This is a genomic window from Aromatoleum sp., assembly GCF_035254505.1.
In the GTDB taxonomy this organism is placed as follows: domain Bacteria; phylum Pseudomonadota; class Gammaproteobacteria; order Burkholderiales; family Rhodocyclaceae; genus Aromatoleum.
This window is the reverse complement of the sequence record NZ_DATFAO010000112.1, coordinates 1-4,866: the sequence shown is the minus strand read 5'-3', so window position 1 is coordinate 4,866 and position 4,866 is coordinate 1. Positions and strand designations below refer to the sequence as shown.

General features: G+C 65.7%; 6 protein-coding genes and 1 pseudogene. 5 read left to right on the top strand and 2 right to left on the bottom strand.

Annotated features, from left to right (window positions below; genetic code table 11):
* From VJ673_RS24600 to hpnE, 3 genes and pseudogenes are all read left to right on the top strand, one after another.
* Positions 1 to 148 (top strand): annotated as a pseudogene (locus tag VJ673_RS24600) (squalene synthase HpnC); the annotation flags it as partial.
* On the top strand, positions 145 to 978 hold the full coding sequence (gene hpnD, locus VJ673_RS24595) for a presqualene diphosphate synthase HpnD (protein WP_015435837.1): 834 nt from the start codon (positions 145 to 147) through the stop codon (positions 976 to 978). The pseudogene VJ673_RS24600 and the gene hpnD, both read left to right, overlap by 4 nt.
* Before the next feature lie 31 nt (positions 979 to 1,009).
* On the top strand, positions 1,010 to 2,320 hold the full coding sequence (gene hpnE / locus VJ673_RS24590; RefSeq protein WP_324128822.1) for a hydroxysqualene dehydroxylase HpnE: 1,311 nt from the start codon (positions 1,010 to 1,012) through the stop codon (positions 2,318 to 2,320).
* Positions 2,321 to 2,326: 6 nt separating this feature from the next.
* Here the strand turns inward: hpnE and VJ673_RS24585 are convergent, their stop codons facing one another.
* Positions 2,327 to 3,040: an ABC transporter ATP-binding protein gene (locus VJ673_RS24585; protein ID WP_324128821.1), complete on the bottom strand. Its 714-nt coding sequence runs from the start codon at positions 3,038 to 3,040 to the stop codon at positions 2,327 to 2,329.
* Between VJ673_RS24585 and VJ673_RS24580 the strand changes: the two genes are divergently transcribed.
* Positions 3,024 to 3,635 (top strand): arylesterase, encoded by a 612-nt coding sequence (locus tag VJ673_RS24580; RefSeq protein ID WP_324128820.1) that lies wholly within the window; start codon positions 3,024 to 3,026, stop codon positions 3,633 to 3,635. The two genes, VJ673_RS24585 and VJ673_RS24580, sit on opposite strands and share 17 nt — an antisense overlap.
* Before the next feature lie 7 nt (positions 3,636 to 3,642).
* On the opposite strand, the gene selD is transcribed toward VJ673_RS24580, so the two are convergent.
* Positions 3,643 to 4,683, bottom strand: coding sequence for a selenide, water dikinase SelD (gene selD / locus VJ673_RS24575; protein ID WP_324128819.1), 1,041 nt, complete (start codon positions 4,681 to 4,683; stop codon positions 3,643 to 3,645).
* A gap of 55 nt (positions 4,684 to 4,738) precedes the next feature.
* Between selD and VJ673_RS24570 the strand changes: the two genes are divergently transcribed.
* Positions 4,739 to 4,866: rhodanese-like domain-containing protein (locus VJ673_RS24570; RefSeq protein WP_324128823.1), on the top strand; the 128-nt coding region annotated here is incomplete at its 3' end.

Genomic DNA, 4,866 nt, shown 5'->3' with positions numbered 1-4,866 from the left:
ACTGCGCCTCGTCGTGCTCGGCGGCCTGCGCATCCTCGAACGCATCGAGGCGGTGCGTTTCGACGTTTTCCGGCGGCGCCCGACTCTGACAAAATCCGACTGGCCGCGACTCGTGTGGCGCGCGCTGAATTACAAAGGTATCCGATGAATCCCCACGACTACTGCCAGGACAAGGCTGCCAAGAGCGGCTCGAGCTTCTACTACAGCTTCCTCTTCCTTCCGCCCGAGCGGCGGCAGGCGATCGTCGCGCTCTATGCCCTGTGCCGCGAGGTCGACGATGTCGTCGACGAATGCCACGACGTGCAGGTCGCACAGACGAAGCTCGAATGGTGGCGCAAGGAGATCGCCCTCACCTACGGCGGGCAGCCGACGCACCCGGTCGGCCTGGCATTGAAGGACGTCATCGGACGTTTCAACCTGCCGAAGGAGCAGCTGCTCGAAATCATCGACGGCATGGAAATGGATCTCACGCAGACCCGTTACCTCGACTTCAAGGGACTGCAACTCTATTGTTATCGAGTGGCGAGCGTCGTCGGACTGCTCGCGGCGGAAATCTTCGGCTACGAGGATCGGCAGACGCTGAAGTACGCACACGATCTCGGGATGGCCTTCCAGCTCACGAACATCATCCGCGACGTCGGCGAGGACGCGCGGCGCGGCCGCATCTACCTGCCGATCGAGGATCTGCAACGCTTCAACGTCCCGGCCAAACAGATCATGGACGCGCGCCACGACGACAACTTCGTCGAACTCATGCGTTTCCAGGCCCAGCGCGCCGAACAGTACTACGATCAGGCTTTCGCGCACCTGCCGCGGGGCGATCGCAAGAGTCAGAGACCGGGCCTCGTGATGGCCGCGATCTATCGCACGCTGCTGCGCGAAATCGAACGCGACGGCTTCCTCGTGCTCGACCGCCGTACTTCGCTGACCCCGATCCGCAAGCTGTGGCTCGCCGGGTCGACCTGGCTGCGGGCTTGAGGCTCACGACCGTGCTGCGAGGGGGAATCGTGTGAGTCAGCACGTTGCGGTGATCGGCGCGGGATACGCCGGGCTCGCCTGCGCGGTCGAGCTGGCGCGGCGGCGCGTCCAGGTCACGGTCTTCGACCGTTCGCACACGCTCGGCGGGCGGGCGCGCGTCGTCAACAAGGATGGGTGGCGCGTCGACAACGGCCAGCACATCCTGCTTGGCGCCTATTCCGAGTTGCTGCGCCTGCTAAGACTGACCGGCGGATCGCCGAAGCAGCTCGCACACCTGCCGCTCACGCTGCACACGCCCGGGGCACTGCACCTGCAAGCCGCGCGACTGCCCGCGCCGTTTCACCTAGCGTTCGGAGTCATCAGCGCCAAGGGCCTGCAATGGTCGGATCGCCTTGCGATGCTCCGCCTGATGCGGTCGCTTAAGAAGCGCGCATTCCGCGTCGCGCCCGATCTCACCGTCGCGGGCCTGATGCGCGAGACGCGCCAGACCCCGCACCTCGTCAAGCTGATCTGGGAGCCGCTGTGTGTGGCCGCGCTGAATACGCCGGTCGGCGAGGCCTCCGCTCAGATCTTCGCCAACGTGCTGCGCGATAGCTTGGCGGCGGGCGCTGCGGCCAGCGAACTGCTGATTCCCCGCGTCGACCTCTCGGAACTCTTCCCCGTGCCGGCGGCCCGCTTCCTGGCCGTGCGCCGAGGCAAGCTGCGGACGGGCACGCCGGTCGAGGCCATCCAACGCGTCGACGAAGGCTTCCGACTCGAAGGCGACCCGTCGCCGCGCCAGATCTACGACCAGGTGGTGCTCGCAACTGCACCGCACCACGCGGGAGGACTGCTGCGCACGGTCGGCGACTGCGATCGGCTCGCCACGATGATCGAGGGGCTGCCGAATGAACCGATCACGACCGTCTATCTTGCGCTAGGTCCCACCTGCCATCTGCCCTTTCCGATGATCGGGCTCACGCGCGGACCGGCCCAATGGGCTTTCGACCGGGGCCAGCTCGGCGGGCAGCCGGGACTCCTCGCCTGTGTGATCAGCGCCCACGGCCCTCACGAAGGAATGAGCCGCGAGGAGTTGCTTCTCGCCATCCACCGTCAGTTGGAACAGGAACTCGACGTACGCCTGCCGAGCCCCGAATGGTCGCAGGTGATCACCGAAAGGCGGGCGACCTTCGCCTGCCGTCCGGGACTGATGCGGCCCGGCCCACAAACGCCCGTCGCGGGCCTGTGGCTCGCCGGCGACTACCTGGAATCGGAGTACCCTGCGACGCTGGAATCGGCGGTGCGATCCGGCGTCGATACGGCAAGCCGCGTGTTGCGCACGATCCGGATCAGCGCCGCCTGACACGCTTCAGGCGTGCTCCGCCGCCCCGCTGATCCGCCCAGCGCGCATGTGGAGGACATGGCTGCAGCGTGCCGCAAGCGACTCGTCGTGGGTGACGAGGATCAGCGTCGTGCCCGCCTCGCGATTGAGCGAAAACATCAGCTCGATGATGTTCTCGCCCGTCACCGCATCCAGGTTCCCTGTCGGCTCATCGGCGAGCAACACCTGCGGGTTAGGCGCGAAAGCCCGGGCAAGGGCCACCCGCTGCTGTTCGCCGCCCGACAGCTGGCGCGGGTAATGCCGCAGCCGCTCCCCGAGGCCGACGCGCTCCAGCCACTGGCGGGCGATCGCCGGCGCATTGCGGTTTCCGGCAAGTTCCAGCGGCAGCATCACGTTTTCCAGTGCGGTCAGCGCCGGCAGCAGCTGAAAGGACTGGAAGACGAATCCGATCGCCTCTCCACGCAAGGCCGCGCGTGCGTCCTCGTCGAGGGAAAAGATATCGGTGCCGCGTATGCGCACGCTGCCTTCGCTCGGAACATCCAGGCCCGCGAGCAATCCCAACAGCGTGGATTTCCCGGACCCCGACGCACCGACGATCGCAACCGATGCGCCGCGCTCCACGGCGAACGAAACATCCTTCAGAATCTCAAGCGTCCCCTGCCCCGCCCCCAGATCCACGCGCTTCGCGAGCCCCGCGACCTCAATGACCGGAATGGAGAACTCAATGCCGCTGCGATCCATCGTATTCATCTTCTTTGCGTTGGTGACATGTGCTCGCGTTGATGCGGCGACGATTCTCGTGTGGGGTGACAGCCTGTCGGCCGGCTACGGCCTGCAACCGAAGCAGGACTGGCCCACCTTGTTGCAGACGCGCCTGGAGCGCGAAGGGTTCCATCATTCCGTCGTCAACGGGAGCGTGAGCGGCGAAACCACGGCGGGCGGACGCTCCCGCCTGCCCGCCGCGCTCGAACGCAACAAGCCCGATTACCTCATCCTCGAACTCGGCGCGAACGACGGCCTGCGGGGACTCAAGCCGGACCTGATGGAGGAAAACCTGGCCGCGATGATCGAACTCGCCCGCCGCCAGGGTGCCCGTGTACTCCTGGTCGGGATGCGGCTGCCGCCGAACTACGGCCCGGCCTACACACGCCGATTCCAACAGGCCTACGCGGACCTCGCCGACCAATACAAGGTCCCCCTCGTACCCTTCCTGCTGGACGGATTTGCCGACAGGCGCGAACTCTTCCAGTCCGACGGGATTCACCCGACGGCCGAAGCCCAGCCCCTGATCGTCGAGACGCTCTGGAAACAGCTCACCTCGCTGATCAGGCACTGATCCAGCGTCACGCGACCTGCAGCACCGATTCCCCGGCGACCATGCGACCGATCACCGCCGCTTCATTGCCTTGTTCCTCGCGCACGGCAGCCAGCACGGCTTCGACGCAATCCTCGGCACACGCGATCAAGAGACCGCCGCTGGTTTGAGGGTCAGTGATGAGCTTGCGCTGCCATTCCGGCGCATCGGCCGTCAGCCGGATGTCGTCACCATAGCTCGCCCAATTGCGAGTCGACGCACCGGTTGCGACACCGTCTTGCACGAGCTCGACGGCCGCATCAATCTTCGGCAACGCGTCGAACGAAACCTGCGCCCCGAGATGCGAGCCACGGCAGATTTCGAGCAAGTGCCCCGCAAGACCGAATCCGGTAACGTCCGTGACAGCATGCACGCCACTCACGCCCGCGAGACTCGCGCCGACGCGATTGAGCAACGTGGTCCATCGGATCATCTCGGCATAGCCCTCAGGCGCCAGCACGCCTTTCTTCAGGCCGGCCGACAGGATGCCGACGCCGAGCGGCTTGGTCAGGATCAGCACGTCGTCCGCCTGCGCACCCGCGTTGGTCTTCACCTGCGCCGGATCGACGACACCCAGCCCTACGAGGCCGTAGATCGGCTCCAGCACGTCGATCGAATGACCGCCTGCAATGGGAATGCCCGCGTCCCGACAAACCGACGCGCCCCCTTCGAGGATGCGTCCAATCACTTCCGGCGGCAGCTTGTCGATCGGCATGCCGACCAGCGCAAGCGCCATGATCGGACGCCCGCCCATCGCGTAGACGTCCGACAGCGCGTTCGTCGCCGCGATGCGTCCGAAATCGAAGGGATCGTCGACGATCGGCGTGAAGAAGTCAGTCGTCGCGACAATCGCCTGGCGATCATTGAGGCGATACACGGCCGCGTCGTCAGCCGTTTCGGTGCCGACCAGCAGGTCCGGCGGAATGATCCCCGCGGGCGCGTGCGCGAGCAGTTTCGAGAGCACGGACGGCGCGATTTTGCAGCCGCATCCGCCGCCGTGGGAGAATTGCGTAAGTCTGATCTGATCCATGACATCCTGAAGGGAAAAACCGGCCACCGGCGCACGCCGAATGCCGCGACAACGCATGAAAAAAGGCCTCGCGACCGTAGCACAGCTCTCCGAATTTGACGAGTTCATCGACGCCCGCAGCCCGGCCGAATTCGCCGAAGACCGCATCCCCGGCGCCATCAGTTGCCCCGTCCTCGACAACGA

Bases quoted from the DNA above. Each gene is read 5' to 3' on its own strand.
- hpnD (WP_015435837.1), top strand. From the start codon at position 145: ATGAATCCCCACGACTACTGCCAGGACAAGGCTGCCAAGAGCGGCTCG.
- VJ673_RS24580 (WP_324128820.1), top strand. From the start codon at position 3,024: ATGCCGCTGCGATCCATCGTATTCATCTTCTTTGCGTTGGTGACATGT.
- VJ673_RS24585 (WP_324128821.1), bottom strand. From the start codon at position 3,040: ATGGATCGCAGCGGCATTGAGTTCTCCATTCCGGTCATTGAGGTCGCG.
- selD (WP_324128819.1), bottom strand. From the start codon at position 4,683: ATGGATCAGATCAGACTTACGCAATTCTCCCACGGCGGCGGATGCGGC.